This window comes from Phyllobacterium myrsinacearum (genome assembly GCF_002980555.1).
In the GTDB taxonomy this organism is placed as follows: domain Bacteria; phylum Pseudomonadota; class Alphaproteobacteria; order Rhizobiales; family Rhizobiaceae; genus Phyllobacterium; species Phyllobacterium myrsinacearum.
In genome coordinates, this window is record NZ_PVBT01000001.1 from 687,148 (window position 1) to 712,373 (window position 25,226).

Annotated in this window: 21 protein-coding genes; 11 read left to right on the top strand and 10 right to left on the bottom strand. The window is 61.6% G+C overall.

The features are described from left to right. Positions 1-35 precede the first annotated feature (35 nt). Entirely contained in the window at positions 36-1,037 is a 1,002-nt protein-coding gene (gene ftrA / locus C5750_RS03250) for a transcriptional regulator FtrA (RefSeq protein WP_105733088.1), read from the top strand. Between the two features lie 29 nt (positions 1,038-1,066). Here ftrA and C5750_RS03255 read toward each other — a convergent pair whose 3' ends face one another. Together C5750_RS03255 and C5750_RS03260 are read right to left on the bottom strand one after the other, a co-directional pair. Further along, positions 1,067-2,608 carry an FAD-dependent monooxygenase gene (locus tag C5750_RS03255; protein ID WP_105732409.1) on the bottom strand — a complete coding sequence of 514 codons (1,542 nt, stop codon included), beginning with the start codon at positions 2,606-2,608 and terminating at the stop codon, positions 1,067-1,069. A gap of 300 nt (positions 2,609-2,908) precedes the next feature. Continuing rightward, positions 2,909-8,140: an apolipoprotein A-IV repeat region-like domain-containing protein gene (locus C5750_RS03260; protein ID WP_158531237.1), complete on the bottom strand. Its 5,232-nt coding sequence runs from the start codon at positions 8,138-8,140 to the stop codon at positions 2,909-2,911. A gap of 301 nt (positions 8,141-8,441) precedes the next feature. On the opposite strand from C5750_RS03260, the gene C5750_RS03265 reads away from it, so the two are divergent. The 3 genes from C5750_RS03265 (at position 8,442) to C5750_RS03275 (ending at position 10,370) form a co-directional block, all read left to right on the top strand. Beyond that, positions 8,442-8,816, top strand: coding sequence for an Hpt domain-containing protein (locus C5750_RS03265; protein ID WP_245420961.1), 375 nt, complete (start codon positions 8,442-8,444; stop codon positions 8,814-8,816). 107 nt (positions 8,817-8,923) lie between these two features. Further along, positions 8,924-9,244 carry a 2Fe-2S iron-sulfur cluster-binding protein gene (locus C5750_RS03270; RefSeq protein WP_105733090.1) on the top strand — a complete coding sequence of 107 codons (321 nt, stop codon included), beginning with the start codon at positions 8,924-8,926 and terminating at the stop codon, positions 9,242-9,244. 100 nt (positions 9,245-9,344) lie between these two features. Continuing rightward, positions 9,345-10,370, top strand: coding sequence for an NAD(P)/FAD-dependent oxidoreductase (locus C5750_RS03275; protein ID WP_105732411.1), 1,026 nt, complete (start codon positions 9,345-9,347; stop codon positions 10,368-10,370). Between the two features lie 39 nt (positions 10,371-10,409). Here C5750_RS03275 and C5750_RS03280 read toward each other — a convergent pair whose 3' ends face one another. Continuing rightward, positions 10,410-11,030, bottom strand: coding sequence for a DUF922 domain-containing Zn-dependent protease (locus tag C5750_RS03280; RefSeq protein ID WP_105732412.1), 621 nt, complete (start codon positions 11,028-11,030; stop codon positions 10,410-10,412). A 139-nt stretch (positions 11,031-11,169) separates the two neighbouring features. Between C5750_RS03280 and folP the strand changes: the two genes are divergently transcribed. Together folP and folK are read left to right on the top strand one after the other, a co-directional pair. Then, entirely contained in the window at positions 11,170-12,009 is an 840-nt protein-coding gene (gene folP / locus C5750_RS03285) for a dihydropteroate synthase (protein ID WP_105732413.1), read from the top strand. Continuing rightward, positions 12,006-12,530 (top strand): 2-amino-4-hydroxy-6-hydroxymethyldihydropteridine diphosphokinase, encoded by a 525-nt coding sequence (folK, locus tag C5750_RS03290; protein WP_105732414.1) that lies wholly within the window; start codon positions 12,006-12,008, stop codon positions 12,528-12,530. Before folP ends, folK begins: the two co-directional genes overlap by 4 nt. On the opposite strand, the gene C5750_RS03295 is transcribed toward folK, so the two are convergent. From C5750_RS03295 to C5750_RS03310, 4 genes are all read right to left on the bottom strand, one after another. Continuing rightward, entirely contained in the window at positions 12,531-13,073 is a 543-nt protein-coding gene (locus tag C5750_RS03295; protein ID WP_105732415.1) for a hypothetical protein, read from the bottom strand. A 106-nt stretch (positions 13,074-13,179) separates the two neighbouring features. Continuing rightward, a complete protein-coding gene (locus C5750_RS03300; protein ID WP_105732416.1) occupies positions 13,180-14,265 on the bottom strand; it encodes a YcjF family protein in 1,086 nt (361 codons plus the stop codon). Next, positions 14,262-15,725: a YcjX family GTP-binding protein gene (locus tag C5750_RS03305; protein WP_105732417.1), complete on the bottom strand. Its 1,464-nt coding sequence runs from the start codon at positions 15,723-15,725 to the stop codon at positions 14,262-14,264. Before C5750_RS03305 ends, C5750_RS03300 begins: the two co-directional genes overlap by 4 nt. Before the next feature lie 113 nt (positions 15,726-15,838). Continuing rightward, a complete protein-coding gene (locus tag C5750_RS03310) occupies positions 15,839-16,354 on the bottom strand; it encodes a SixA phosphatase family protein (protein ID WP_105732418.1) in 516 nt (171 codons plus the stop codon). 372 nt (positions 16,355-16,726) lie between these two features. Here C5750_RS03310 and dksA point away from each other — a divergent pair, with 372 nt between their 5' ends. Beyond that, the gene (dksA, locus tag C5750_RS03315) at positions 16,727-17,143 is read left to right on the top strand and encodes an RNA polymerase-binding protein DksA (RefSeq protein ID WP_105732419.1); all 417 of its coding nucleotides are present in this window, start codon (positions 16,727-16,729) and stop codon (positions 17,141-17,143) included. A 74-nt stretch (positions 17,144-17,217) separates the two neighbouring features. Here dksA and C5750_RS03320 read toward each other — a convergent pair whose 3' ends face one another. Further along, complete coding sequence (locus C5750_RS03320) at positions 17,218-18,297, bottom strand: flagellar biosynthetic protein FliO (protein WP_105732420.1); 1,080 nt, start codon at positions 18,295-18,297, stop codon at positions 17,218-17,220. 328 nt (positions 18,298-18,625) lie between these two features. Here C5750_RS03320 and cckA point away from each other — a divergent pair, with 328 nt between their 5' ends. After that, positions 18,626-21,214, top strand: coding sequence for a cell cycle histidine kinase CckA (gene cckA, locus C5750_RS03325; protein ID WP_105732421.1), 2,589 nt, complete (start codon positions 18,626-18,628; stop codon positions 21,212-21,214). An 86-nt stretch (positions 21,215-21,300) separates the two neighbouring features. Next, positions 21,301-21,996, top strand: coding sequence for an ArsR/SmtB family transcription factor (locus C5750_RS03330; RefSeq protein ID WP_105732422.1), 696 nt, complete (start codon positions 21,301-21,303; stop codon positions 21,994-21,996). 8 nt (positions 21,997-22,004) lie between these two features. Here the strand turns inward: C5750_RS03330 and C5750_RS03335 are convergent, their stop codons facing one another. Next, positions 22,005-22,718, bottom strand: coding sequence for an SDR family oxidoreductase (locus tag C5750_RS03335; protein ID WP_105732423.1), 714 nt, complete (start codon positions 22,716-22,718; stop codon positions 22,005-22,007). 321 nt (positions 22,719-23,039) lie between these two features. Between C5750_RS03335 and C5750_RS03340 the strand changes: the two genes are divergently transcribed. Together C5750_RS03340 and C5750_RS03345 are read left to right on the top strand one after the other, a co-directional pair. After that, entirely contained in the window at positions 23,040-23,564 is a 525-nt protein-coding gene (locus C5750_RS03340; RefSeq protein WP_245420962.1) for a GNAT family N-acetyltransferase, read from the top strand. A 70-nt stretch (positions 23,565-23,634) separates the two neighbouring features. After that, positions 23,635-24,294 (top strand): YiaD family glycine zipper/OmpA-like lipoprotein, encoded by a 660-nt coding sequence (locus C5750_RS03345; protein WP_105732425.1) that lies wholly within the window; start codon positions 23,635-23,637, stop codon positions 24,292-24,294. On the opposite strand, the gene C5750_RS03350 is transcribed toward C5750_RS03345, so the two are convergent. Continuing rightward, positions 24,287-25,216 carry a pseudouridine-5'-phosphate glycosidase gene (locus tag C5750_RS03350; RefSeq protein ID WP_105732426.1) on the bottom strand — a complete coding sequence of 310 codons (930 nt, stop codon included), beginning with the start codon at positions 25,214-25,216 and terminating at the stop codon, positions 24,287-24,289. The genes C5750_RS03345 and C5750_RS03350 overlap by 8 nt on opposite strands. Positions 25,217-25,226: the final 10 nt, after the last annotated feature.

Sequence of the window (25,226 nt, forward strand, 5' to 3'; positions counted from 1 at the left end):
GGTAGTTGGCAAGATTGCCATATATCGTCGATATCATGTCAAACGCATCCTTCACCCCCCGCCTTGATAATCCGCTTGTTGTCGCCGTTGCCTATGACGGGCTCTGTACGTTCGAGTTCGGCCTGGTCGTCGAAATGTTCGGGCTGCCGCGCCCGGAAATGGGCGATGACTGGTACAGGTTTGCCGTGGCCAGCATCGAGGTGGGCGAGCTGCGCGCTACGGGCGGCGTGCGCATTCTGGCGGATGGCGGGCTTGACCTGTTCGAACAGGCGGGCACCATCATCATGCCGGGCTGGCGCGGCGTCGAGCATGCAGTGCCGGACGCTTTGGCACAGGCCCTTCGGCGGGCGCATGCCAATGGCGCACGGATTCTCTCCATCTGCTCCGGCGTGTTCGTTCTGGCCGCCGCCGGTCTCCTGGCTGGGCGCAGGGCGACGACGCACTGGCGCTATGCCGATCTCCTGGCGGAGCGCTATCCGGATATCGCGGTTGAGCCCAACGTGCTTTACGTGGATGAGGGCAGTGTGCTGACCTCTGCCGGGAGCGCGGCGGGCATTGATCTCTGCCTGCATCTGATCCGCCGGGATTTTGGTACCGAGGCCGCCAACAAGGTGGCGCGCCGGCTGGTGGTGGCGCCGCACCGCGAGGGCGGGCAGGCGCAGTTCGTCGAACGGGCCGTGCCGCCGCCACATGAGGGGATAAGGCTGTCGCCGCTGCTCGAGCGGATGCGCACCGAGCTCAGGCATGATTTTTCCATTGCAACGCTGGCCAAGGCGGCGGGCATGAGCTCGCGCACGTTTCTGCGCCGCTTCGAGGCCGCAACTGGCACGACGCCGGCCAAATGGCTGCTGTCGGAACGGCTGGCCAAGGCACGGGAACTGCTTGAGCAGTCGGTGCTTTCAGTCGAGACCATCGCCGAGACCACCGGGTTCGGTACGGCTGCCACGCTGCGGCATCATTTCCGCCAGCAGCTGGCAACGACGCCCACCGCCTACCGCGAGATGTTCGGCAGGGAGAAGGCGTTGCGGACGGCGTGAGGACCACGGCACGGAACATCGTGCGTGGTTCACGTACCTATTTCAGGCTCGCCGAACCATCGCGCCGCTGCCTGCGCAAGTTCCTCCAAATCAGAAGCGGTCTCACCGGCCCAGGCGACGATGCCGTCGGGACGGACAAGCACGGCGCGCAAGCCAAGCCTGTTTCTGGCATCATGTGCGAGATAGCCGATCCGGCCGCCCCAGCGGCGTGCCAGCGCCTGAAGCGGTGCCGTGGCGTCAAAGTCCAGGAGAAGGCCTTTCCCGCTTCCAAGATGCCCGCCGAGGAACGTCCCGTCGGCCAGCTCGAAGTCGGGTGCGCTGCGGCCGGCCAGCGGGTGGCTGCCGCCAAGATCATAGCGGAGCGACACGCCCCAGACGCGTTCGGCGAAGTAGGTTGCACCATCGCGCGTGTCGATGAGATCGCGGATAATGGCTTCGAGCGCACGGGAACTGCGGCTTGGCCGCATGAGCGCGACCTGGGCGCGCGACCAGTCAAGCACCTGCGCTCCAACCGGATGCCGTTCGCTCTCATAAGTGTCGAGCAGGCCGGATGGCGCGGTACCACGGATTGTTGATGCGAGCTTCCATCCCAGGTTCATCGCATCGCCAAGCCCGAGATTCAGCCCCTGTCCGCCGAGGGGGGAATGGATGTGCGCGGCGTCACCGGCGAGCAGCACCCGTCCATTGCGGTAGGCGGCGGCCTGACAGGCGCGGTCCGTCCACGTGGTGGCAAGCGTGAGTGCCGTTAATGTGACGCTGGTGCCGGAGATGCGGCGCAGCACCGCCTGCACATGGTCGAGCGTGATCGGCCGGGTCCGGTGGCAGGCGCCGCCGTCGAAATCGACCATCGCGATGGTTCCGGGCTTCTGGTAGGTGTACATGCCCGCCGGCGTATAGTGCCGGCCGGGGCTGAGCATGTCCGGATCGGTCAGCTCGACCTCAACGGAATAGCCGGTGAATTCCGGATCGGTGCCGGTAAATGTAAAACCTCCAGCCTTGCGCACGGTGCTGCGCCCGCCATCGCAGCCGACGAGCCAGCGTCCGTGAAAGGCGGCACCGCCGGCATGAACGGTCACGCTATCATCCGACTGCTCGAAACGCTCCACGCCGAGGCCGCGCCTGATCTCGGCGCCCATCGCGTCAGCACGGGCGGCAAGGACGGATTCCACCTGCTGCATGGTGGTGGCCAAATTGGTGGCGGCTGGGCCGGGCAGGCGATAGGGCCATTTTGAGGCGTCGATAGCGTCCTGGAAAAACTGGATGCCGGCGAAATGGCCGCCCGGCCGGCGGGGCTGTTGCATCCAATGCGCTGCAGCCGGTGTCCTGTTGCCGTCCGATTGAACTTTTTGCGGGGCCGAGACATCATCCAGCAGCCCGCGACGATAGAAGGCTTCGACGGTGGGGGCGGAAAGGCCACGCATGCCGAACGGCAGCCCCTTCAAGGGGGAGTGCGGGTTTTCGGCTTGCTCCAGCACCAGCACGGAGAGACCGGCGAGGCGCAGCTCGCAGGCGAGAAGCAGGCCGACTGGGCCTGCACCGGCAATCACAACATCATAAATCCTGGGGGGCATGAACTACTCCTTTGTGGTCGTTCGACCGGAGCGGTTCATCGTTTTGCGAACCACACGGACGAACATAAACGCTTGGACAGCGTTGGCTGTTCGTCGAGGGGAACACATGCGCGAGGCAGGGACAGAGCTTCCGTTTCCGAAAGGACTTGGGCTTACCAAACCAAGTCTGCCTTTTCCGACGCGGGAACTATAGCGCTGGAGCCGCCAGCACGCAACGGGAGATAACCCATCTGCCGCTGATATACCGGCAACAAAAAACGCGGCCCGAGGCCGCGTTTTTCAGTTCTCAAGACACCACCTTTAGCGCAGGCGGTTACTCGCATGGGCCAGCATGGTGTAGACCTTGCCGGTATCCGACGTCAGGTAATTCTGGGTCAGGACATTGTCGCGATCATTGCGGGCAACGTCTTCCAGCAGGCGTTCGAAGTCGTCCATGTAGCGGTCGACGGCACGGCGGAATTCGCTGTCTGCCTGATATTTGCGCTTGATCTCGTCAAATGTCTGCTGACCCTTCAGCGTGTAGAGACGGCGGGTGAACACATTGCGTTCGCCGGCGCGGTAGCGCTGCCACAGTTCAACCGAAGCCTCGTGGTCGATGGCACGGGTGATATCGACCGAAAGCGAGTTCAGCGATTCAACCACCTGACCGGGCGAGCGGGCTTCCGGCGCCTTGGCCTTGGGGGCGGCTGGAGTCTCGTCGCTGGACGCGCGGCGGAGCAGATCCGAAACCCAGCCATTGCCCTGCTTGGGCTGTTCCGGGTTACCGCGCACGTCGAGGCTGCCGCGCATGGCCGGAGCCGGGGCGGCGGGTGCCGGAGCAACGGCGCGCGGTGCTGCAACCGGTTCGCTGCGCTGTGGCTGCGGGGCCGGTGCAACGGCTGCTGCCGCACGGGCAGCAGGAGCAGGGGCACGGGCCGCGCGGGCTTCGCCGACATCGGTCAGGCGTCCGGATTTCTGCACGATCTCAGACAGTTCCTTCAGCGCATTGATCTGCTCGGAGACAGCCTTGCGCATCTGCGCAGTCGACTGCTTGGCTTCTTCCGGCATGTCCATGACGCCGCGCTGCAGTTCCGAACGGGTCTCTTCGAGTTCCGCGCGGATGGCAGCCGAGGAGCGGCGGATTTCGTCCGTCGCATTGGCGAACTTCTGCGATGCCTGTTCGACAACTTCCGCGATGGAATTGCGGATCTGTTCGGTTGTCTGCGTGGCGCGGCCTTCGGCCCGGTCAAAGGCGGAGGAGACGAGGGATTCGAACGACCGCATGGTCTTTTCGATGCTCTCGGATTTCTCCACCAGGCCGGTTGCCAGGTTCTGCAGGGCCGCCTGACGTTCATCGAAGGTCGAAGCAAGGTTCGACTGCGACGAATTGATCAGTTCGGATGCGGCGCCCAGCATCTTGCCATGGTCGTCAAAACGCTTGGCGATGGAGGCAATGTCGACAAGTGTCGTGTTCGACAGCTGCGAGAGCTTGCCGATATTGCCGTCGATCAGGCGCGTGGAGGACTCGAAGGATTCGGCAGCGCGCGTCGCGTTTTCGGCAAAGGCGGTTGTCGTATCCAGCAGGCGGCCGTCGATGTCGCCAAGGTTCTTGGTGGCCATGTCGATCAGCTCGCCCAGCTTCGCATTGGAAGAGGAGAGGCGGTCGATCAGGTTGCTGACGTCGTCGGTGAGGCCTGCCTTGGCTTCCTGAACCGCGGTGATGGTTTCCGCGGTGCGGCTGGCGATGGCATTGATCAGGGCCGCATTTTCAACGCGCAGGCGTTCCGTCGCCGCCGTGGTGGCTTCGACGAGCTGCGAGGCGAGCGTACGCCCATTATCGGCAAGGCTCTCGACGAGCGGCTGCGCCGTGTTGTCGAGGATGCTGATGATCTCCTGCGAGCGGGCTGCCAGCACTTCGTTGAGTTCGCGGGTGCTTTCGGCCAGTTTGGAGGCGGTGGAATCCGTGGCCGCGGTGAAGCGGGCTTCCAGTGCTTCCAGATTGGCGGCAGCTTCCGTTGCCCGCTGACCAAGACGCTTTTCGGTTTCGGCCAGGCTTTCATTCATGCGCTGGCTGAATGCCTCGCCATGACCGTCGAGCGCTTCACCGGCCTTCTGCGCTTCACCGGTAAGGGTGGAAGCGGCCTCGGTGATCTTGTCGCGCAGGGTGCGGGCAACGACCGAGGCGCTCTGTTCAAGCGACTTGCGGACATTGTCGACACCCATGGCAAGGGCGCTCTGCATGGTGGTCGTGCGTTCGTCGATGGTACCGCCATGGGTTTCAAACGCCTTGGCGAGAACTTCGGCGCTGTCCTGCAGAACGGCCTGCAGGGCGACGGTGCGGTCGCTGATGGCACTCGCCTGACCGTCAAGGGTCTGGCCAAGCGTTGCATTGCCATGTTCCATCGCTGCCCGAATGCCGCTGATGCGGTCGTCGAGTACGCTGGCATGGGTGTTGAGGGTTTCGCCAATGCGGGCATCACTGTCGGCGAGGCTGGCTGCGATGGCCGCAGCCCGCTCGTCAATGGTGCTGACATGGGCGGCGAGCGTATCGCTGATGCCGGCATTGCTGTTGGCAAGCGTTGCCTGGATGGCTGCGGCGCGCTCGTCGAGCGTGTTGACATGCGAGGCAAGCGTGCTGCCGATCTTGGCTGTGCTGTTGGCAAGCGTCGATGTGATCGTCGCAGCCCGTTCATCAATCGCGCCGGCATGCGAGGCGAGTGTGTCACCGATCTGCGCATTGCTGTTCGAAAGCGCTGCCGTGATCGCGGCTGCCCGTTCGTCAATCGCATTGACGTGCGAGGCAAGCGTGTCGCCGAACTGGGCGTTGCTGTCGTTGAGCGTTGCCCGGATTCCGGCAGCGCGTTCGTCGATGGCCGTCACATGCGAGGTGAGCACATTGCCGATCTGGGCATTGCTGCTGTCGAGAACGGAGCGGATGCCTGCGGTGCGGTCGTCGATCACCGTTGCATGGTCGGCGAGGGTCCGGCCGATCTGCGCATGGGTGTTCTCAAGCGCTGCCTGGATGGCCGCCGTGCGTTCATCCAATGCCGAGGCATGGGAGGAAAGCGTGTTGCCGATGCGTGTATCGCTGTTGGCAAGCGCCTGTTCGATGCCGGCCGTGCGGTCCTCAATGGCGCTGGCATGGGACGCCAGAACATTGCTGATGCGCTCGTCACTGCTGGTCAGGGCGCTTTCAATGCGGCTTGTGCGGCCATCAACGGATTCAATGAAGCCGCTGAGCGTGCCGTCGATGCGCGCACCGCTGTTGAGCAGCGTCGACTGGATTTCCGCGTTGCGGGCGTCGATAGCCTGCGTGTGGGCGGCCAGCGTGTCGCCAAGCTTGGCATCGCTGCCAGCCAGAGCCAGCTGGATGTCCTGATTGCGTTCATCGAGGCTCTTGGCATGATGGTCCAGAGTCTGGGCAATCTTGGCATGCGTGTCGACAAAGGCGGCGCGCATACCGGATGTGCGGTCATCCATGATCTTGGCATGGGCTTCGAGTGTCTGGCCGATGCGGGCATCGCCAGCCAGGATAGCCGCCTCGACGCCGGCACTGCGGGCATCGATGCTGCGCACATGTTCGTCCAGGGTCTGGCGGATCTTCTCATCCGTATCGGAGAACGCGGCGTGCATGCCCGATGTACGGTCCTCGATGGCCTTGGCATGGGAATCGAGCGTCGCGCCGATGCGGGCATCATTGTCAGCCAGTGCCACACGCAGACCGGAGGTGCGGTCATCGAGCGATGCGGCATGACCGTCAATGATCTGGCCAATGGCTGCCGTGCTCGTTTCAAGAACGGAGCGCAGGTTCGACGTATGATCGCCAAGCTGTCCGGCCTGATCGCGAATGATCGAGGCGGCCCGTTCCGTTTCACCGGAAAGGGTTGCAGCGAGGGCTTCGCGGCTTTCGGCCAGCTTGTCGGCAAAGAGCGCCGTATTGGTGGACAGAAGGCTTCCGACCGATTCGGAAAGGCTCGACAGGTCGTTGCCGATCTTCGCCTTCGTCTCGTCGACGATGCCGTCAATCGAAGCGCGGCCGTCAGTAAAGGTCTTGGCGATGTCGCGGGTACGCTCGATCAACTGTTCATTGATCTGGCGGGCGCGGGCTTCAAGCGCCGAATTCAGGCGTTCGGTGCTGGCATCCAGCGACTGGGCGCGGGTTTCGAATTCAGCAAGCAGGGAACGGCCGCGCTCGTTGATTGTCGTGTCGAGCCCGGCGAGACGCGTATCGAATTCGCCGACCAGGGTCTGGGTGGCGTTGCCCAGCAGCGACAGCATGCTGTTGGTGCGGCCATCGAGCGTATCGGCCAGCTTCATCGTTACCGAATCGGTCTGTTCCGAGAGTGCTGCAATCCGCATTTCCAGAAGATTTGCAAAGGCTTCGCCCGACGTGGTGATCTTGGCCGAGATGTCGTCGGAGCGCGAGCCGATCGAGTCGGCGATGGTCTGGCCGCTCTGGGTCAGGCGATCGATGAGTGTATCGCCGGACTGGCTGATTGACATGGTCAAGTTGGTCGAGGCGCTGAGCAGGTTGTCACGCAGCGAATCGCCAGCCAGGGACAATTCATCCTTCAGCTGTTCATGCGCGCTGGAGATCGATGCGCGAACCCGTTCGGCATGGCCGATGACCGATTCGCGTTCGCCGCCGAGGCGGTCGACCAGCGTGCGGATGCGGTGTTCATTGTCCGTATAGACGCGTTCGAGCTGATTGACCTCGGTCTGAACAAGCGTTTCCAGTTCGACGGCACGGGCGAGCGTGCGTTCAACACCTTCGCTCATCGCGGCGACTTCACGGCGAACGGCCTGGCCCAGCGAGGCCACGCGGTCGGACGACAGCATTTCCGGCTCGGAAAGGCGCATGGCGGCTTCGGCCATGGAGCGGGCGGCATACTGCATTTCTTGCGCGCGGCGTACCATCAGGGCAAAGGCCCAGAACAGCATGACCGGAACGATGATCGCCACGGCGAGGGCAATCGCATAGGGCGCAGCGGCAAAATCTGCGAAGGAGCGAATCGACCACAGGGACGAGCCGTAGAGTGCCTGACCAAGTGCAAGAACACCGGCGGCCCAGAGCACGCTGACAATGGCGGTGACCAGCCCGTAGGAGCGCGGCGCCTGGTTGGAAGCCGTCGAGCGGGCCGATTTGGTGCTCTGCAGCAAATCGTCATTTGCCGGCTTGAATGTCTGCGGCGGCACGGCGGGCGCCTTTGGCGGCGCGGGCGGTGCGGCGGGAATCGGGTTGGCAGCCTGAATCTGCGGCTTGGGTGCCGGCAGCGGAATCGTGTTCTCCGCGGCAAGGCTTTCCTTGATTTCCACGGGCTTTACGGGTTCCGGAACAACCGGCGCATTGTGCTTTTCTGCCGCCAGTTCCTGCGCTGCCTGGGAAATCTGCGCTTCGAGATCGTTGAAAGAGATCAGATCGTCATCGACTGGCGAAAGATCCATATCCATGCCGAGTGTCGACTCATCGAAATCAATTTCTAGAGCCTTTTCAAGAGCTTCACCAAGTTCATCCTCGGCTTTCGCTACTTTGTTCTTCGGGGCTGTGGCCATGTTTACCTCGCAATATTGGGCAGTGACCACATGTGGAGTCGACCGCGCCATACTCTTTACGCCTTAAGTCTATCGTACTGGCACATGGATTGGAAAGAAACAATGGATTCGGGAAATGCTTAAAAGTTTAAACACAAGGTTAATTTTTTTGGCCCGAACCAAATTTTGCCGGAATGCCTGAATTAACCCTTCGTTCACCACATCCGGCCAATTCGGGGGGTAGCGGCCATGCTTTAACCCAGAATGCCCGGCATTTGATTAAACTTGTGCATTCATTCGAGTCTGAGTTCAGGAGAGTATCATGGCACTGCCACAACAAGCGTCAATGGCTTTTGCGCTGCCGGGCGGCGAAACGTCCAAACCATCGCGCAAACGGCCGATCGATCTTGTGCATCTTACCCGCGAGACATTCGGCAACCGCGCACTCGAGACCGAAATCCTCAGCCTGTTCTCCCGCCAGATTTCGGGAATCGTCAACCGGCTGAGCCAGGCCAATGCCGATGAACGGGTCCGTCTCGCCAAATCGCTCAAGGGTTCGGCGCGCGCCGTCGGTGCCTTCCGCGTCGCTGATCTGGCCGAATCGATCGAACGGTCGCCCGGCAACACGAAGCTGCTCAGCGAACTTCATCCCGAAATCGACGATGTGCGCGACTATATAGCCGCGATCACGCGTTAGGGCCTCGGCCTGGGGACAGGCCCACCAGGCTGCGTCAGGGAGTGCAATTGACTTCCCTGTCCAAATCCCTATCTCAGCGGTAACTTTTCTGCTTGGGGCTTTTTTTCATGGCAAAGATCACGTTTGTCACTTTCGATGGCGTCCGGATGGATACGGAAGCCGAGAACGGCTCGACCGTGATGGAGAGCGCCATCCGCAATGCCGTGCCGGGCATCGACGCGGAATGCGGCGGTGCCTGTGCCTGCGCAACCTGCCATGTCTATGTCGATGATGCCTGGAAGGACGCGGCTGGCGAGCCGGAAGCCATGGAAGAAGACATGCTCGACTTCGCCTATGATGTGCGTCCGAGCTCGCGCCTGTCCTGCCAGATTCGCGTTTCCGATGAGCTGGACGGCCTTGTCGTCCATGTTCCGGAGCGCCAGGCGTAAGATTTAGCCTGATATTTTCTCACCGACCGATTAGAAATGCTCCATTCCAGACCGCTTGCCGGTGTGAAATAGTATATTGGTTTGTCATGAGGAATTATCGATGAGTGAAATAACCAAAACGGATGTCGTGATCATTGGCGCCGGGCCTGTCGGTCTCTTTGCCGTGTTCGAACTCGGCCTCTACGATCTCAAATGCCATCTGATCGATATTCTCGACCGTCCCGGCGGCCAATGTGCGGAACTCTACCCGGAAAAGCCCATCTATGACATTCCCGCCTGGCCCGAAATCAGCGGGCAGGGGCTGACGGACAAGCTGATGGAGCAGATCAAGCCGTTCGCACCGCAGTTTCATTTCAACCGCATGGTCACCCGGCTGGAGCGCCAGCCCGATGGCCAGTTCCACGTGGAAACCGATGAAGGCGAGGTTTTCGAGACCAAGGTGGTGGTGATTGCCGCCGGTGGCGGCTCATTCCAGCCAAAACGTCCGCCGGTTCCCGGCATCGAAGCCTTCGAGGGCAAGAGCGTCTTTTATTCGGTGCGCCGCATGGAAGAATTCCGTGACGAAGACGTGCTGATTGTCGGGGGTGGTGATTCGGCCCTGGACTGGGCGCTGAACCTGCAGCCCATCGCCCGCAGTTTGACGGTGGTGCACCGCCGTGCCGAATTCCGCGCGGCGCCCGACAGCGTCAAGAAGATGTTCGAACTGGTCGAGCGCGGCAGCGTGCGTTTCGAGCTGGGACAGGTTTCCGGCCTGACGGGCGCGGGCGGGCAGCTTTCCAGCGCCACCATCAAGGCGGCGGAGGGCGAGACCGAGATTCCAGTTACCCGCCTGCTGCCATTCTTCGGCTTGACCATGAAACTCGGCCCGATCGCCGATTGGGGGCTAAACCTGCATGAAAACCTCATACCGGTGAATGTCGAGACCTTCGAAACGTCACAGCCGGGGATTTTCGCCATTGGCGACATCAACTGGTATCCCGGCAAGCTCAAGCTGATCCTGTCCGGTTTCCACGAGGCGGCGCTGATGACCCAGGCGGCCAAGCGCATCGTCAGCCCCGGCGAGCGGGTGGTTTTCCAGTATACGACCTCATCGACCAGCCTGCAGAAGAAGCTGGGCGTCGCTTGAACAATGAATGGGTGAACCGGCGCATCCGCGCCGGTCACACTATCCCTTTTTGTTCTCCATCTCGCGCTGGATGCGGAATATGAGCAGCCGTTCGAAGCGGCGCTCAAAATTCTTTCCCTCCACGCGGTCAAACTGAATCTGCGCGGCGTCCTGCTCTTTCATCAGCTTGACCATGAGCTTGGCCGCATCGGCTTTCATTTCCTCGCAATTGCTGCGCCATGGCAGGGCTTTCATCGCCCGCTCCATCTCGAATGCGGCGGTGCGGGCAATGACGATATGGCTTTCCTCATGACGTTTGATATCGGCCGACAGCGTGTCCCAGATCAGGGCGAGATCGGGCTTGGCCGACGCGCGCTGTTTCCAGCGCGGCAGATGGACCCGGGCGTGAATGGTGATATTTGCCTCGACAACCCGGCAGCTCTTGCCGTCGGACCCGTATTTGACCTTGGTGTTGAACCGCATCTGCGTTGCGCCGGGATGGCGGGGCCCGGTCTTGTGCAGCTGCGGCCCGCGCCGGCTCAATTCGCGATCAAGATCGGCGGCCGTTCTGCCGTTCAGGGTGAAATACTCATAATTGCGCAGGACGACGGCCGCATTGGCGCTTTCGGTTGCGAGCAGACATGCGAGTGCGAGAGCCGCCGTTCTGACGATCGTTTTCATGGGGACTGATCCTTCATTTCGGCCAAAGCCTGCCTGCAGTACGAACACTCTAGCGCCAAAAACGTTGCGGATGAATTGACGCGGCGAGCGTTCTGTTCAAAAACAACGGCAGCATTCCGGCATTGAAAGGAGCATCCCTATGCAAAGAGAGTGGCGTCTGGCGCATGGGCGATCCCTGATCCTCGGACCGGAGGCCGTCATCATGGGTGTCCTCAACGTCACGCCGGATTCGTTTTCCGATGGCGGCGTACATCTGGCGCCGGACAAGGCAATCGAGGGGGCGCGGGCGATGATCGCCGAGGGGGCTCACATCATCGATGTCGGCGGCGAGTCGACCCGGCCCGGCGCAACCCGGGTCGATGCCAGGACCGAACAGGCGCGGGTGCTTCCGGTGATTGAAGCCCTGGCCGGGCAAACCGATGTGCTCATTTCCGTCGATACCTACCGCGAGGAAACGGCGCGGCTTGCCGTTGCCGCCGGAGCGCATATCGTCAATGACGTCTGGGGGGTGCAGCGCGAACCGGCGATCGCCGATCTTGCGGCGCAGACCGGGGCCGGGCTTGTCATCATGCACACGGGCCGCGAGCGTGAGCGCGATCCCGATGTCATCGTCGATCAATTTGCTTTCCTCAACCGGTCACTGGAGATCGCCAGGCTGGCGGGCGTGGCGCGCGAGCAGATCGTGCTCGATCCGGGATTCGGCTTTGCCAAGGAAACCGAAGAAAACCTAGCCCTGATGCGCCGGTTCGCCGAGCTGCAGGCTTTTGGCTATCCTTTCCTGGCGGGAACGTCACGCAAGCGGTTCCTCGGCGCGGTGACAGGGCGCGATGCGGATCAGCGCGATGTGGTCACGGCCGCAACATCGGCGATCCTGCGGCTGGCCGGCGCGGACGTGTTTCGCGTGCACGACATCGGGATGAACCGGGATGCGCTGGCCATTGCCGATGCCATGCTCGAAACCCGGGGTGCGAAGGCATGAGCCTCATGCGCAAAGCGTGGCTCGGACTCGGCGGCAATATTGGCGATCCCGTGCAGTCGATGGCGGAGGCCCTGCAGGCTCTCGGCCGCCGCGATGATACGCAGGTCATTGCCGTTTCGCCGGTTTACCGGACGCCGCCCTGGGGCAAAACCGATCAGGCGTGGTTTCACAATGCCTGTGCGCAAGTCGAAACATCGCTTGAACCGGAAGCTTTGCTGGCGGCCACGCTGGATATCGAGCGCCTGATGAAACGTGAGCGCATCGAACGCTGGGGACCGCGCATCATCGATATCGACCTTTTGGCCTATGAGGGCAGGGAGCGGTTTGAAAGCCAGACGCTGACATTGCCGCATCCGCGCATGACGGAGCGGGCCTTTGTGCTGGTGCCGCTCAGCGATATCGCACCGGACCTTGTGGTGAACGGAAAAAGCATTGCCGGGTGGGCTGCCTTGTGTGACCGTTCCGGCATAGAAAAAGCCCGCGCGGAGGCGGGCTGGTGGCGCGAGAACCGGCCGGATTGATCAGTTCTTGGCGATGCTGCCGACGGCGGTGTTGTCCACGCGCTTCAGGGTCATGCCGACAACCGGAATCAGCGTATCTTCCAGCCGCACCGATATGGTGACGTTCAGCGTGTTGTCGCCGGTGAACTTGGCCAGCATTGCGCCGGTCAGCTGTTTGCGCGTGATATTGAGGACGACCCGGTCACCGGCAACGCTGCCGCCGGTGATATCAAGACCCTTGCCTGCTGCACCGTCAAGGAATGTGCCCTTATAGGTGCCGCCGTTGCGGGCAATGGTTGCCTTCATCGGCTGGTTGAAAATACCGACGCGGCAACTGCCGTCCAGTGTCATCCCTGCGGTTTCATCGGGGGTTGAGCCGTCAAGCGTGCAGGTGAACTTCGTACCCTTGTACTTGCCGGCCACAATCTCGCCGGGGCCAACCCATTGGCCTTCGACGGTCTGAAAGAACTCGGCGTCCTTGTCTTTATCCTTGGCTTGTGCGGAAAACGCGAAGAGCGCGCAGGCGAACAAAGATATGGTAGCGGCAGCTGCGCGTGTTTTCATTCGGATTACTCAACACAAATCATTGAAATGACGATGACCGATCATCGGTTGGAATGGTTAACGGATGGTTGCCATTCCTGCCGAAATTGCAACCCTGTCCACAGGATTATTCTTTTTTCCCGCCGCCGATACGGGCAAGATCCCCAATAAAATCACCGATGCCCGGCCGTTTTTCCGCATTGAAGGGAAACGGGCGAACCAGATCCATCGCGGAAATACCGATGCGCGCGGTCATCAGGCCGTTGATGACGCCTTCGCCCAGACGCGCGGAGAGTTTTGCCGCGAGCCCATGGCCGACAAGCTGCTGGACGATGCTGTCGCCCATGGCGACGGTGCCGGTGACGGCGAGATGGGCGATCACATTGCGGGTCAGTTTGAGGAAACCCAATGTGCCGGGCCGCCCGCCATAAAGCTCCGACAGGCGGCGGATCAGCCGGGCCGACTCGAAAATCACGTAGCCGATATCGACGAGGGCGCGCGGACTGACGGCGGTGACGACCGAAACGCGCTTTGCAGCGGCAAGGATGAGCTCGCGCGCCTGCCGGTCGAGTGGGCGCAGCAATTCGGTTTCGGTCAGGCGGATGAGATCGCGCCCGTCGATCACGTCGTCGCGCAGATCATGCAGCAGGGCACGGCCCTTGGCGGTCGCCGGCATGGTTTCGGCGATGGTGACGAGCCTCGCCACGGCGGCCTTGGCCTGCCGCGCATCATTGTCGGCCACTGCCTTGGCGGCTTCATCGCGCAGCGATTGCACCGATGTAAGGCGGCGCAGGGCGAGAGTTTCACGAATGATAATGGCCAGAAGCGAGAGAGCGGCAACGATGCCGACGGCAAGTGCTACCCAGCCAAGCCAGGGCGCACGCTCGAACAAGGTGCGGATGAGATTGTCGGCCCATAGTCCAATGGCGAGCGACACCAGTACGCCGAGGGCGCCGGTCAGCACGGACGCAAAGGAGAAGCGCTTTTTGCGCGGTTGGGCGGGCGGCGGGGTCAAGGCGTCGAGTTCGCCTGCCGTTGAAGCATCGAGGTCGAACACATCAACCGGTGCCGGTGTGATCACCGCGGCATCCCTGATTGCCGTGGGCCTGCGGGGTTCGGCAGATTTGCGCGCCGTTTCTGCCCCGGCGCGCACGGCTGTCTCGGGCGGGGTCATGCGGAAGGCTGCGGGTTTGCGAGGGTTGCTGTCGGTCATGCGAGGCGGTCTCCGATCAGGAACTGAAGCGCACGGTCAAGCCGGATATGCGGCAGCGAGAGTGTAAACCCTTCCGCAGTCTTTTCGAGTGCGGGCGGGCGGAAGCGGACGAAGCGAATGGCCGGATCCTCAGAAACTGATTCCGGGCCTTCAAAAATAGAATCCGTTTTTGCCGGCAAGTCCCCGGGAAATATGGCTGTTTCGGTCTTGCCGTCGAAGCGTTCGCCATCGATCGTTTCGCCCTTGAGCGGCGTTCCGACGATCACGGGCAGGACTTCCTTGCCCTGGGTGACGGTTGCCTCGCGCGTGGTGCGCACCGCCGCCATGGCTAGGACGTCCACGTTTGCGCCGGAAAAATCGGCGCGGCTCACCGCGCGATCCACCAGGCGGCGGACGATGGCCTGCAGCCGGTCATGGCTTTCATGGTGCAGGTGATCGGCCTTGGTTGCGGCAATCAGGATGCGGCTGATGCGCCGCTGGACGAGGCCGGTGAGGAAATTGGTGCTGCCGGGACGAAAGCAGGAGAGGATTTCCGTCAGGGCGCGCTCAAGATCGGCAATGGCGGACGGCCCGGCATTCATCGCCTGCATGGCGTCGACCAGCACGATCTGCCGGTCGAGCCGGGCGATGTGCTCGCGGAAAAACGGTTTGACCACGTGGGTCTTGTAGGCCTCGTAGCGGCGCTCCATCATGGCGGCCAGCGAGCCGGGGCGGAATTTGCCGGATGTGAGATTGGGCAGGGGCGCGAAGGTGAGGGCGGGTGAGCCGTCGAGGTCGCCGGGCATGAGAAAACGGCCCGGCGGCAGCGTCGAGAGCGCCCGTTCATCCGCCTTGCCGGCCCTGAGATAGCCGGTGAAAATCCGGGCGAGCCGCTGCGCCGTGACCTCATCGGCCTGCACATCGGCATCAATGCCATCGGCCGCGGCAAGCCATTCGCCAGCCAGCTCGCGGCGGCTCTCGAGGCGCGCCAGCTCGAAGGAATCGCTGGAGAACTCGGCATAGGATTTGTTGAGGAGCGGCAGATCGAGCAGCCATTCGCCGGGATAGTCGACAATATCGAGGGAAAGCTTGCCGCCGGAAAACATGCGGTTCCACATGGACGCGGATTCATACTCGATGGTCAGCCGCAGCTCCGAAATGGCCCGGGTGGAATCCGGCCAGATGCGGTCCTCGATGAGTGCCTTGAGGTGATCCTCATACTGGAAACGCGGCACGGCATCGTCCGGCTGTTCCTCCAGATAGGCCTTGGCGATGCGGCCTGATTTCTGCGCCTCGAACATCGGCAGTCTGCCGCCATGGATGAGGTTGTGCACCAGCGCAGTGATGAAAACGGTTTTGCCTGCCCGGGAAAGACCGGTCACCCCGAGCCTGAGCGAGGGCGAGACCAGTCCTGCAGTACGATCCGCCAGGGTATCGAGGGCGATCTTTGCTTCGTCCGTCAGTGTTGTCAGTGTTCCCAAGTCAATCGTCCTGCGCTTTCGCCCCGTTCACGGCCTGAATCAAGCCGGATATTGGCCCGGATATAGGCCCGGATATAGGGGTGACACGTCTAATGACAAGAAGTTGGCTTTTTTCAGAGATGCTCGGAAGGCGAGAGGAACGTGCTCAGCGTCCCGGTTCCATGGCGGATTTCCGCCAGAGGGCCGGCAAAATCAATGACGGCGAGCCCGGCGGTGGGAAAACCGGCTGCAAAGGTGGGGTGAGCGGGCGGGTCGCCGCGCCCGGCGAGGGCAATGGCCACATCCTCCATCATCGGGTTGTGGCCGACCAGCATGACGGAATGGGCATTTTCATGCTCAAGACCCGCCATGCGGATGGCCGTGAGATAGTTGTCGGCGCTGCCGGAATAGAGTTTTTCCAGATCTTCCTGAATGAAGGGAGGCTGCAGGGCGATATGCTCCAGCGTTTGGCGCGCCCGAACCGCGGTTGAACAGAGGATGATGTCCGGCCGCAGCCCGAACCGCTTCATCTCCTCGCCCAGAACGGTTGCCGATTGAATCCCGGCGGAATCCAGTGTCCGGTCAAAGTCTTTCTGCCCCGGAGACGGCCAGACTGCTTTGGCATGGCGGAGTAAATAGACCTGGCTCATATCTAAACTCCAACACGTTTTGGTTCTTTCAGGACACAATGAATGGATAAACCTCTGCGGCAAATGACGCAATTCTCAAATAATTGTGCAAAACCGGCCTGTCCTATTTATGAGCGGCCTGCATTTCTGTGAGGCATTGGATAAACAGCCTCCGTGGGGACGGGCGGCCAAAATTGAAATTTTGCCGCTTTTTGGGCTGGAATATCGCATTTTGTGGAATGCCGGCCGGTATTTGACGGATTGTTTGCCGATTATTTAAGCAAAATCGCTTTGTTCGAATCCCTGAATGGCCTGTCGTTTTGCAGTTGTGCGGCTTTGTGACACGACCTATATAGGCCTCCTCGCGTCTCTTAGGTGCAGGGTGATTCAAAGATGAATAAACTTATCGATCTTGACTATAAGCCCACGGATGACGAGCCTTTCATGAGTGATCGGCAGAAATCCTATTTTCGTGAAAAACTAATCAACTGGAAGAACGACATTCTGCGGGAGGCGCGTGAAACGCTTGAAGTCCTGCAGCAGGAGAATGCGAACCTGCCAGATATCGCTGATCGTGCATCGTCGGAAACGGACCGTGCGATCGAGTTGCGTGCGCGTGACCGGCAGCGCAAGCTGATTTCAAAGATCGATGCAGCCTTGCAGCGCATCGATGACGGAACATACGGGTTTTGCGAGGAGACCGGTGATCCGATCAGCTTGAAGCGTCTGGACGCACGGCCGATTGCTACACTTTCCATCGAAGCGCAGGAACGTCACGAGCGCCGCGAGAAAGTCTATAAGGACGATTGATGCGATCTTGATGAAACCAATAAAAAGCCCGGATCAATCCGGGCTTTTTGTTTGAGGGTGCATTGACCGCGGGGTCAGCGTTTCTCCGGCTTTGAAAGATCGCCGAGCAGGCGCTCCATTTCATCCTCGATGCTGCCGGCCTCCTTGCGCACTTCCTTATCGGGCGTGATGTGGAGTTCGCCTTCCAGATCGGTTTCGAAAGCATCGCCGAAATCAAGATCCGCCAGATTGATCTCCGCTTCGGCTGGCTTGGCTGGCCCGAGTATGTCCAGAGAGGATTCTTCGTGAGCGGGTTTTAGGCCTTCACTCTGTACGGCGAACGGGAACGCCGCTGCCGTCGTGGTTCTGGTTTCCACGGGCGCCCTGGTTTCAGGGCGCGGGTCCTCGAAGTGGGGCAGGGCGTCTATGTGCGGTTCACTGCGCTGGGTCGAGCCAAAGGAGGGAGAGGCTGTCCGCTGCCAGCCATTGTCGCGGTGCGGCGCATCGAGACTGGGTGCATCGGCCTGCGGCTGCGCGGCGGCGGGCGGCGTGGCAACGGCATCGGGCGTGCTGGTAATCGGCGGGATGGGTGCCATGGGCGGAATGGGTGGCAGCGGGGTTGCCGCCGCAACGGGGCGCTGTGGTTCGGGCTGCACCGTCTCGCGCTGCGGCGCAGCGGCTTGAACCGGAGCGGCCGGGCGAACCTGGACGGGCGGTGTTGCAGGCTGCGCCGGAGCGGCGGGCCGGCTGAGTGGCGTGATGGGCGGTGAAACGCGGGCGGGAGCGACGGTTTGCGGGCGGGGTGCCTCGACCGGCCGTGGCTCGGTATCGGCCGGAGCGATGGTGGCAGCGGGTTCGACGCGCGACTGCGGCTTGGCAAACTGCCGGATGTTCTGCTCGATCACCAGATCGCTGGGACCGCCGATCAGGATCAGATGTTCCACATCGTCGCGCCGCACCAGAACCAGGCGGCGGCGGTTGTCGACAGCGGCAGCATCGGTCACCGACAGGCGGACCTGGCGGTTGCGCCCGCCCGCGACGAAGGTGCCGCCGGTGACACGGCGCAGGACGGCAAAGACGAGCAGCAGAAGGACAATGACCAGTGCGAAAAGAAGGATGAACCCGACAATCGGGGCAGCGGTTTCGCCGACGACAGCGACCAGCCAATTATGCATGACGAACTCTCCTTTACATTCTCCGGGCGAAAACGCACGTCCCCCGACATGGAACCCGGAGATGCGACACTAGTGCGAGCTTTTGCCTGCTGCAACCCTGATGCATGGTCTGGCCTGTGGCTATCGGCTGGTCCTGCCGATCTTGTGCCGCAATTGCCGTGCGAAACCGTGGAATAATGGCTGGTTCTGCACGCTTGGGGTTTATACGGCATCAAAGATATGATCCAAACGATTCGGAACCAGCATTGGTCATACGGACCTCAGCCGGTTCAAAATATTGTGGCCTGCCCGGGCAGAATCCGCGATGAAAAGAAGGGGTTTGAGACGGATGTCTCAAGAGACGAACAACGATCTTTATCCAGAACCGATCATTGCCAACACAAAGTCGACGAGGGCGGCCTTGCGTCTTGTCATTCTCGGCATTGTGCTCGTCGGCGTTTCCATCCTTTATTTCATCTACCGCGATCAGCTGGGGCAGCAGTTCCTGTTGGGATTGCTCGGCACGCTGGCGATGACCGGCGTGTTCTATCTCTTCGGTTCAGCCATCAATGTCATCCAGTTCACACCGCGTGGCACCAGCGATGAGCTGACGCGCGCCTTTGTCGATACGTTTCCCGAGGGTACGGTTGTTGCCGATCAGAAAGGGCGCATTGTCTACGCCAATCGCGCCTATGCCCAGCTGACGGGCGTGACCAATTCCAGCGATGTGCGGGCGATCGAGCACATCCTTTCCAGCGAAAGCGCCGCTTCCGACCCGATCTACCGCCTGGCCAATGCGGTGCGGGACGGGATTTCCGGCCAGGAAGAACTGCGTCTGTCACGCCCGCTCGATCCGGCCCGCGAGCCGATCCCGACCTGGTACCGCGTGAAAGCCCGCGCCGTTGCGGGTATTCCGGGGCAGACAGCGCCGGTTTTCGCCTGGCAGATCGCCGATATTTCCGCCGAGCGCGCCGAGCAGGAGCGCTACTTCCAGGATATTCAGGAGGCCATCGATCATCTCGATCATGCTCCGGCGGGTTTCTTCTCCGCTGATCCCGACGGGCGCATCATCTATATCAATGCGACGCTGGCCGAATGGCTCGGCATTGACCTGACCAAGTTTACGCCGGGTTCCATGACCGTCCGCGATATCGTTGCGGGCAATGGCATGGCGCTGATCAATGCGGTGAAGACAGAGCCGGGCACCAGCCGCAACACGGTGATCGACCTCGATCTGGCCAAGGCGAATGGCCAGAGCCTCGCCGTGCGCTTCTATCACCGCGTGCAGGCACAGCGCGACGGCAAGCGCGGCCCGACCCGGACAATCGTGCTCAACCGCGCCGAGGGCGAAGACAATTCCGCCGCGCTGCGCGCCGCCGAAGTGCGGTTCACCCGCTTTTTCAATTCGGCATCCATGGCGATTGCCGCCGTCGATGCTTCAGGCAAGATCCTGCGCACCAATGCGCGCTTCCTCGGCCTGTTTTCGCCCGTGGTGGACCGCGATGCCATCGACCGGCGCGCGCCGCTCGAAACCGTCGTGCACGAGCGCGACAGGGAAGCTTTCGACCGGGCGCTGGCCGCAGCCTTTGCCGGCAAGGCGGAGATTTCGCCCGTCGATACGGTCATTCCCGGCCATGAGGAGCGCCATCTGCGCTTCTATATCAGTCCGGTCTTCGATGCCGGTTCGGAAGAGGGCGCCGAGGAGGCTGCCATCGTTTCCGTCGTGGAGACCACCGAACAGAAGGCGCTTGAAGCCACCATGGCGCAGAGCCAGAAGATGCAGGCCGTCGGCCAGCTTGCGGGTGGTATCGCCCACGACTTCAACAATGTGCTGACGGCGATCATCATGTCGTCCGACCTTCTGCTCACCAATCACCGGGCGTCCGACCCGTCCTTTGCCGACATCATGAACATCAAGCAGAACGCCAACCGCGCGGCATCGCTGGTGCGGCAGCTCCTGGCATTCTCGCGCCGCCAGACTTTGCGGCCGGAAGTGCTTGACCTGACCGATGTCATTGCCGATGTGCGCATGCTGCTGACACGGCTTGCGGGGACGCAGGTCAACCTCAAGATCGAGCACGGCCGTGACCTGTGGCCGGTGCGCGCCGATCTTGGCCAGTTCGAGCAGGTGGTGGTCAATCTCACCGTCAATGCGCGCGATGCCATGCCCGAAGGCGGCGATCTGACCATCCGCACCCGCAATATCGGCGAGAGCGAAAGCGCCGCGCTGAACTACCGCGATCTCCTGCCGGGCGACTATGTGCTGGTCGAGGTGCAGGACAGCGGCACCGGCATGCCGCCCGAGGTCATCGAGAAGATTTTCGAACCGTTCTTCACCACCAAGGAAGTCGGCAAGGGCACCGGTCTCGGTCTCTCCATGGTCTATGGCATCATCAAGCAGACCGGCGGTTCGATCCATTGCGAATCCGAGCTTGGCAAGGGCACCACATTCCGTATCTTCCTGCCGCGCCATGTGGAGGCACCGGTCCTCAACGCGGCGGGCGAAGTGGTTGCGGTTGAAGCGCCGAAGAAGGAAAAGAAGGTCGAGAAGGCCACCGATCTTTCCGGCTCCGCAACGGTTCTCCTCGTCGAGGACGAGGACGCGGTGCGCATGGGCGGTGTCCGGGCGCTGCAATCGCGCGGCTACACGGTGCACGAGGCTTCCAGCGGCGTCGAAGCGCTTGAAGTGATGAAGGAACTGGACGGCAAGGTCGATATCATCGTGTCCGACGTTGTCATGCCGGAGATGGACGGCCCGACGCTGCTGCGCGAACTGCGCAAGGAATACGGGGATATCAAGTTCATCTTCGTGTCCGGCTATGCGGAAGACGCCTTTGCCCGCAACCTGCCGGAAGATGCCAAGTTCGGCTTCCTGCCAAAACCCTTCTCGCTGAAGCAGTTGGCGACATCGGTCAAGGACATGCTGGAAAGCGAATAGAAGCGCCCTTGATACTTCGGGCGTTTTCGAAGCATTCTTGCCGCGGATAGGCCAGTATCGGCCCTGAACAGCCACGGAAGAGCGCCATGTCGAACACTGCCAGATTTGCTGAAATCGCCGCGCTGGCCGGAGATCCCGGCCGCGCCAGCATGCTGACCGGCCTGATGGATGGCCGGGCGCTGACAGCGGGGGAACTGGCACAGCTTGCCGGGATTACGGCCCAGACGGCCAGCAGCCATCTCACACGCATGACGGAGGCCGGACTTCTGCAGGTGGAAAAGCAGGGCAGGCACCGCTATCACCGGCTGGCATCGCCGGCAGTTGCGCAGATGATCGAAAGCATCATGCAGATTGCCGCGCCTGCCGCGGGCGGCAAGACGGTGCGCACCGGGCCGCGCGACGCGGCATTAAGGGCGGGGCGCACCTGCTATGACCATCTGGCGGGTAAGCTGGGCGTGTCGATCACCGATGCGCTCGTCGGGGCCGGGCATCTGGAACTCGGACTCGATGCGGGCGAACTGACGGATAGCGGCCTGTCGCTCTTTGACAGGCTGGGCATGGATGTCGGTGCGATCCACCAGAAGAAGGGCCGTGTCCTGTGCCGCCCCTGCCTTGACTGGAGCGAACGGCGCCCGCATCTGGCCGGTGCCATCGGCGCCGCATTGTGCAGCCACTGCTTCGACAAGGGCTGGATCCGGCGCGTCGAAGGCACGCGCGCCGTATCCGTGACGCCGAACGGCCGGAGGCATCTGCGTGAGTCCCTCGGCGTCAACCTGATGTAGAAGAATGTCTAGACGTGCTTGGTGATCCCGCCATCCACGCGAATGTTCTGCCCGGTGATGTAGCCCGCATCGTCCGACAGCAGGAACGCGGTTGTCTTGGCGATCTCGTTCATGGTGCCGAGGCGCTTCATCGGGATGCCGCTCTCGGTGCCCGGCTTGTGATCGAGGCTGTCGATAAAGCCTGGCAGCACCGCATTCATGCGGATATTGTCGGCGGCGTAGCGATCGGCGTAGAGTTTTGTATAGGCGCCGACGGCGGCGCGATAGGCGCAGGACACCGGAAAGACGAGACTTGGCTCGAAGGCGGCAAAGGTGGTGATATTCACCCAGGCGCCTTTGCCTTGTTTGAGCATATAGGGCGTGACGAGCCGCGCCATGCGCACAACACTCAAGACCATCAGGTCATTGCCGAGCGCCCACTTCTCGTCGGTGATGTCGATGAGGTCCCCCTTCGGCGGGTGGCCGGTGTGGTTGACCACGGCGTCGATGCGCCCATAGGCTTCCGCTGTCCTGGCGACCAGCGTTTCCAGGTCCTTGGCCTCTCCAGCCGAACCCTTGATGCCGATCGCGCCCAATTCCGCTGCCAGCTCGATGGCGCTGCCGGAAGGTGACATCAGCCCGAGCTTGTAGCCTCTGGCATGCAGCTCGCGGGCGATGCCTGCGCCCATGCCGCGTCCGCCGCCGGTGATGATTGCTACGGGTGATTGTGAGGTCTCAGTCATGCGAAATCCTGTCGGTGTCGTTCGGGTGCGACGGAGCATGTTGGAATAAGACCGGCGGCGCAAACGAATTCCGCCCGGCATATCGGTCAAAATTTTTGAACAGGGTCAGGTTTTGAATCAAAAACTCTCTTGAAATCACTGATCGCGTGGTGAAAGATAGCGGCATGACCCGTCGTTCGAATATCGTGATGCTGTACACCGCACTCCTTCTCAGGGGTGGTGGAGAGCTATTGCGCTGACGCCGACGCGATCCTTCACCAGACCCTGCCAGGAGGCGAGCAGGGTCTGACCTTCGCTCTCCTCGAACAAATGGAGAGCCAGATGCAAGACCAGCCCTTATCACCATCCCGCGACGGCGCGTTTTCGATCCGGGCGGCGCGCGTTGCCGATTTTGAACAGATCAACGCAATGACCAATTTACCCGGCTTTCGCGCCGGTACGCTGCGCTTGCCCTTTCAGAGTGCGGAGCAGACCCGCAAATGGCTCGAGAACCTGGGTGCGGGGACGACAAGCATCGTTGCCGAGATCGATCAACAGGTCGTCGGCCATGCGGGTCTGCATCGCGCCGATGGCAGGCGGGCCCATAGCGCGCATCTCGGGCTCGGCGTGCACGATGATTTCACCGGGCGCGGCATCGGCAAGGCGCTGCTGCTTGCTCTGATCGATGCGGCGGACAACTGGCTCAACATCCGGCGCCTGGAATTGATGGTGCATGCCGACAATGTCAAAGCCATCGGTCTCTACGAAAAATGCGGCTTTGAGCGGGAAGGCCTGCACCGGGATTATGCCTTCAAGAACGGGCGGTATGTCGATGCGCTGACAATGGCCAGGATACAGCTGATTTAGCCGGTTCTTTTCCATATTTTGCCGTATTCGATGCTATATTTCGCAGCATTTCCAACGGGGACCTGATTCCATGATCAAGAAGTTTGCCATCGGCTGTCTTGCCGCGACGTTTTTGGCCGGTTGCACCACGACCGATCCTTACACGGGCGAGCAAAAAATATCGAATACAGCAGGTGGCGCGGCGATCGGTGCAGCGGTTGGCGCACTGGGCGGTCTTGCGGTTGGCGGCGGCGGCAAATCCGGCCGCAATGCCGCGCTGATCGGTGCCGGTATCGGCGCGCTGGCCGGTGGCATGGCCGGCAATTACATGGACCGGCAGGAAGCGGAACTGCGTGCCCAATTGCAGGGAACGGGCGTGTCGGTGACGCGCAATGGCGATCAGATCATCCTGAACATGCCGTCGAACATCACGTTCGCCACGGACCAGGACGCGGTGAAGCCGCAGTTCTACGCAACGTTGAATTCAGTTGCAGTGGTGCTGCGCAAGTTCGACCGGAGCATTATCGATGTCTATGGCCATACGGACAATGTCGGCGGCCAAAAATACAATCAGCTCCTGTCCGAGCGCCGCGCGCTGTCGGTTTCGAACTATCTGACGCAGCAGGGCATCGACAACCGGCGTTTCTCCGTTCGCGGCCTCGGCATGGACCGGCCGATTGCCTCCAACAATTCGGAAGCCGGCCGGTCGCAGAATCGCCGCGTCGAACTGCAGATTTCGCCGCTTACCTGATATTGGCCAATGCAACGGCAATGCGCGCCGCAAGGCGTGCATTGTTTTCCACCAGGGCGATATTGGCCTTCAGGCTTTCACCCTTGGTAATGTCGAGGATTTCCGACAGAAGATATGGCGTCACGGCCTTGCCCGTGATGCCATTTTTTGTGGCGCGCGCCAGCGCTTCGCGGATGTATCCGCCCATGATGCCGGCCGGAATTTCGCTTTCCAGCGGAATGGGGTTGGCGATCAGCATGCCGCCATTGACGCCGATGGCGCTGCGCGTTGCCTGGAATTTGGCAATGGCTTCGGGCGTGTCGAGGCGCAAGGGGGCCTTGAGATGCGACTGGCGCGACCAGAAGGCCGGCAGAATATCCGCCCCATGCACGACGACAGGTACGCCTTTGGTTTCAAGCACTTCCAGCGTCTTTTCAATATCCAGAATCGCCTTGGCACCCGCCGAAACGACGATGACCGGGGTGCGGCCCAGTTCTTCCAGATCGGCGGATATGTCGAAACTGGTCTCCGCGCCCATGTGCACGCCGCCAATGCCACCCGTGGCAAACACCTTGATGCCTGCCATGTGCGCGGCCAGCATGGTGGCGGCAACGGTGGTGCCGCCGGTGCGGCCTTCCGACAGCGCAAACGCCAGATCGGCGCGCGACAGCTTCATGGCGCCCTTGACCTGCGCCAGCGCCTCGCGTTCTTCAGCCGAAATGCCGATCTTCAGGCGGCCATCGATGATGGCGATGGTCGCCGGGACGGCGCCGCCATCGCGGATGATCGTCTCGACATCGGCGGCCATGCGGCTGTTGTCCGGATAGGGCATGCCGTGGGTGATGATCGTGCTTTCCAGAGCCACCACCGGCTGCCCGGCGGCAAGCGCTTTCTGCACCTCCGGTGCAATGTCGGTGAACGGGTTGAGGGCTGTTGTGGTCATGGTTCTTTCC

Excerpts from the sequence above, each read along its gene's own strand:
- ftrA (WP_105733088.1), top strand. The coding sequence starts at position 36 with ATGTCAAACGCATCCTTCACCCCCCGCCTTGATAATCCGCTTGTTGTC.
- C5750_RS03255 (WP_105732409.1), bottom strand. The coding sequence starts at position 2,608 with ATGCCCCCCAGGATTTATGATGTTGTGATTGCCGGTGCAGGCCCAGTC.
- C5750_RS03260 (WP_158531237.1), bottom strand. The coding sequence starts at position 8,140 with ATGGCCACAGCCCCGAAGAACAAAGTAGCGAAAGCCGAGGATGAACTT.
- C5750_RS03265 (WP_245420961.1), top strand. The coding sequence starts at position 8,442 with ATGGCACTGCCACAACAAGCGTCAATGGCTTTTGCGCTGCCGGGCGGC.
- C5750_RS03270 (WP_105733090.1), top strand. The coding sequence starts at position 8,924 with ATGGCAAAGATCACGTTTGTCACTTTCGATGGCGTCCGGATGGATACG.
- C5750_RS03275 (WP_105732411.1), top strand. The coding sequence starts at position 9,345 with ATGAGTGAAATAACCAAAACGGATGTCGTGATCATTGGCGCCGGGCCT.
- C5750_RS03280 (WP_105732412.1), bottom strand. The coding sequence starts at position 11,030 with ATGAAAACGATCGTCAGAACGGCGGCTCTCGCACTCGCATGTCTGCTC.
- folP (WP_105732413.1), top strand. The coding sequence starts at position 11,170 with ATGCAAAGAGAGTGGCGTCTGGCGCATGGGCGATCCCTGATCCTCGGA.
- folK (WP_105732414.1), top strand. The coding sequence starts at position 12,006 with ATGAGCCTCATGCGCAAAGCGTGGCTCGGACTCGGCGGCAATATTGGC.
- C5750_RS03295 (WP_105732415.1), bottom strand. The coding sequence starts at position 13,073 with ATGAAAACACGCGCAGCTGCCGCTACCATATCTTTGTTCGCCTGCGCG.
- C5750_RS03300 (WP_105732416.1), bottom strand. The coding sequence starts at position 14,265 with ATGACCGACAGCAACCCTCGCAAACCCGCAGCCTTCCGCATGACCCCG.
- C5750_RS03310 (WP_105732418.1), bottom strand. The coding sequence starts at position 16,354 with ATGAGCCAGGTCTATTTACTCCGCCATGCCAAAGCAGTCTGGCCGTCT.
- dksA (WP_105732419.1), top strand. The coding sequence starts at position 16,727 with ATGAATAAACTTATCGATCTTGACTATAAGCCCACGGATGACGAGCCT.
- C5750_RS03320 (WP_105732420.1), bottom strand. The coding sequence starts at position 18,297 with ATGCATAATTGGCTGGTCGCTGTCGTCGGCGAAACCGCTGCCCCGATT.
- cckA (WP_105732421.1), top strand. The coding sequence starts at position 18,626 with ATGTCTCAAGAGACGAACAACGATCTTTATCCAGAACCGATCATTGCC.
- C5750_RS03330 (WP_105732422.1), top strand. The coding sequence starts at position 21,301 with ATGTCGAACACTGCCAGATTTGCTGAAATCGCCGCGCTGGCCGGAGAT.
- C5750_RS03335 (WP_105732423.1), bottom strand. The coding sequence starts at position 22,718 with ATGACTGAGACCTCACAATCACCCGTAGCAATCATCACCGGCGGCGGA.
- C5750_RS03340 (WP_245420962.1), top strand. The coding sequence starts at position 23,040 with ATGCAAGACCAGCCCTTATCACCATCCCGCGACGGCGCGTTTTCGATC.
- C5750_RS03345 (WP_105732425.1), top strand. The coding sequence starts at position 23,635 with ATGATCAAGAAGTTTGCCATCGGCTGTCTTGCCGCGACGTTTTTGGCC.
- C5750_RS03350 (WP_105732426.1), bottom strand. The coding sequence starts at position 25,216 with ATGACCACAACAGCCCTCAACCCGTTCACCGACATTGCACCGGAGGTG.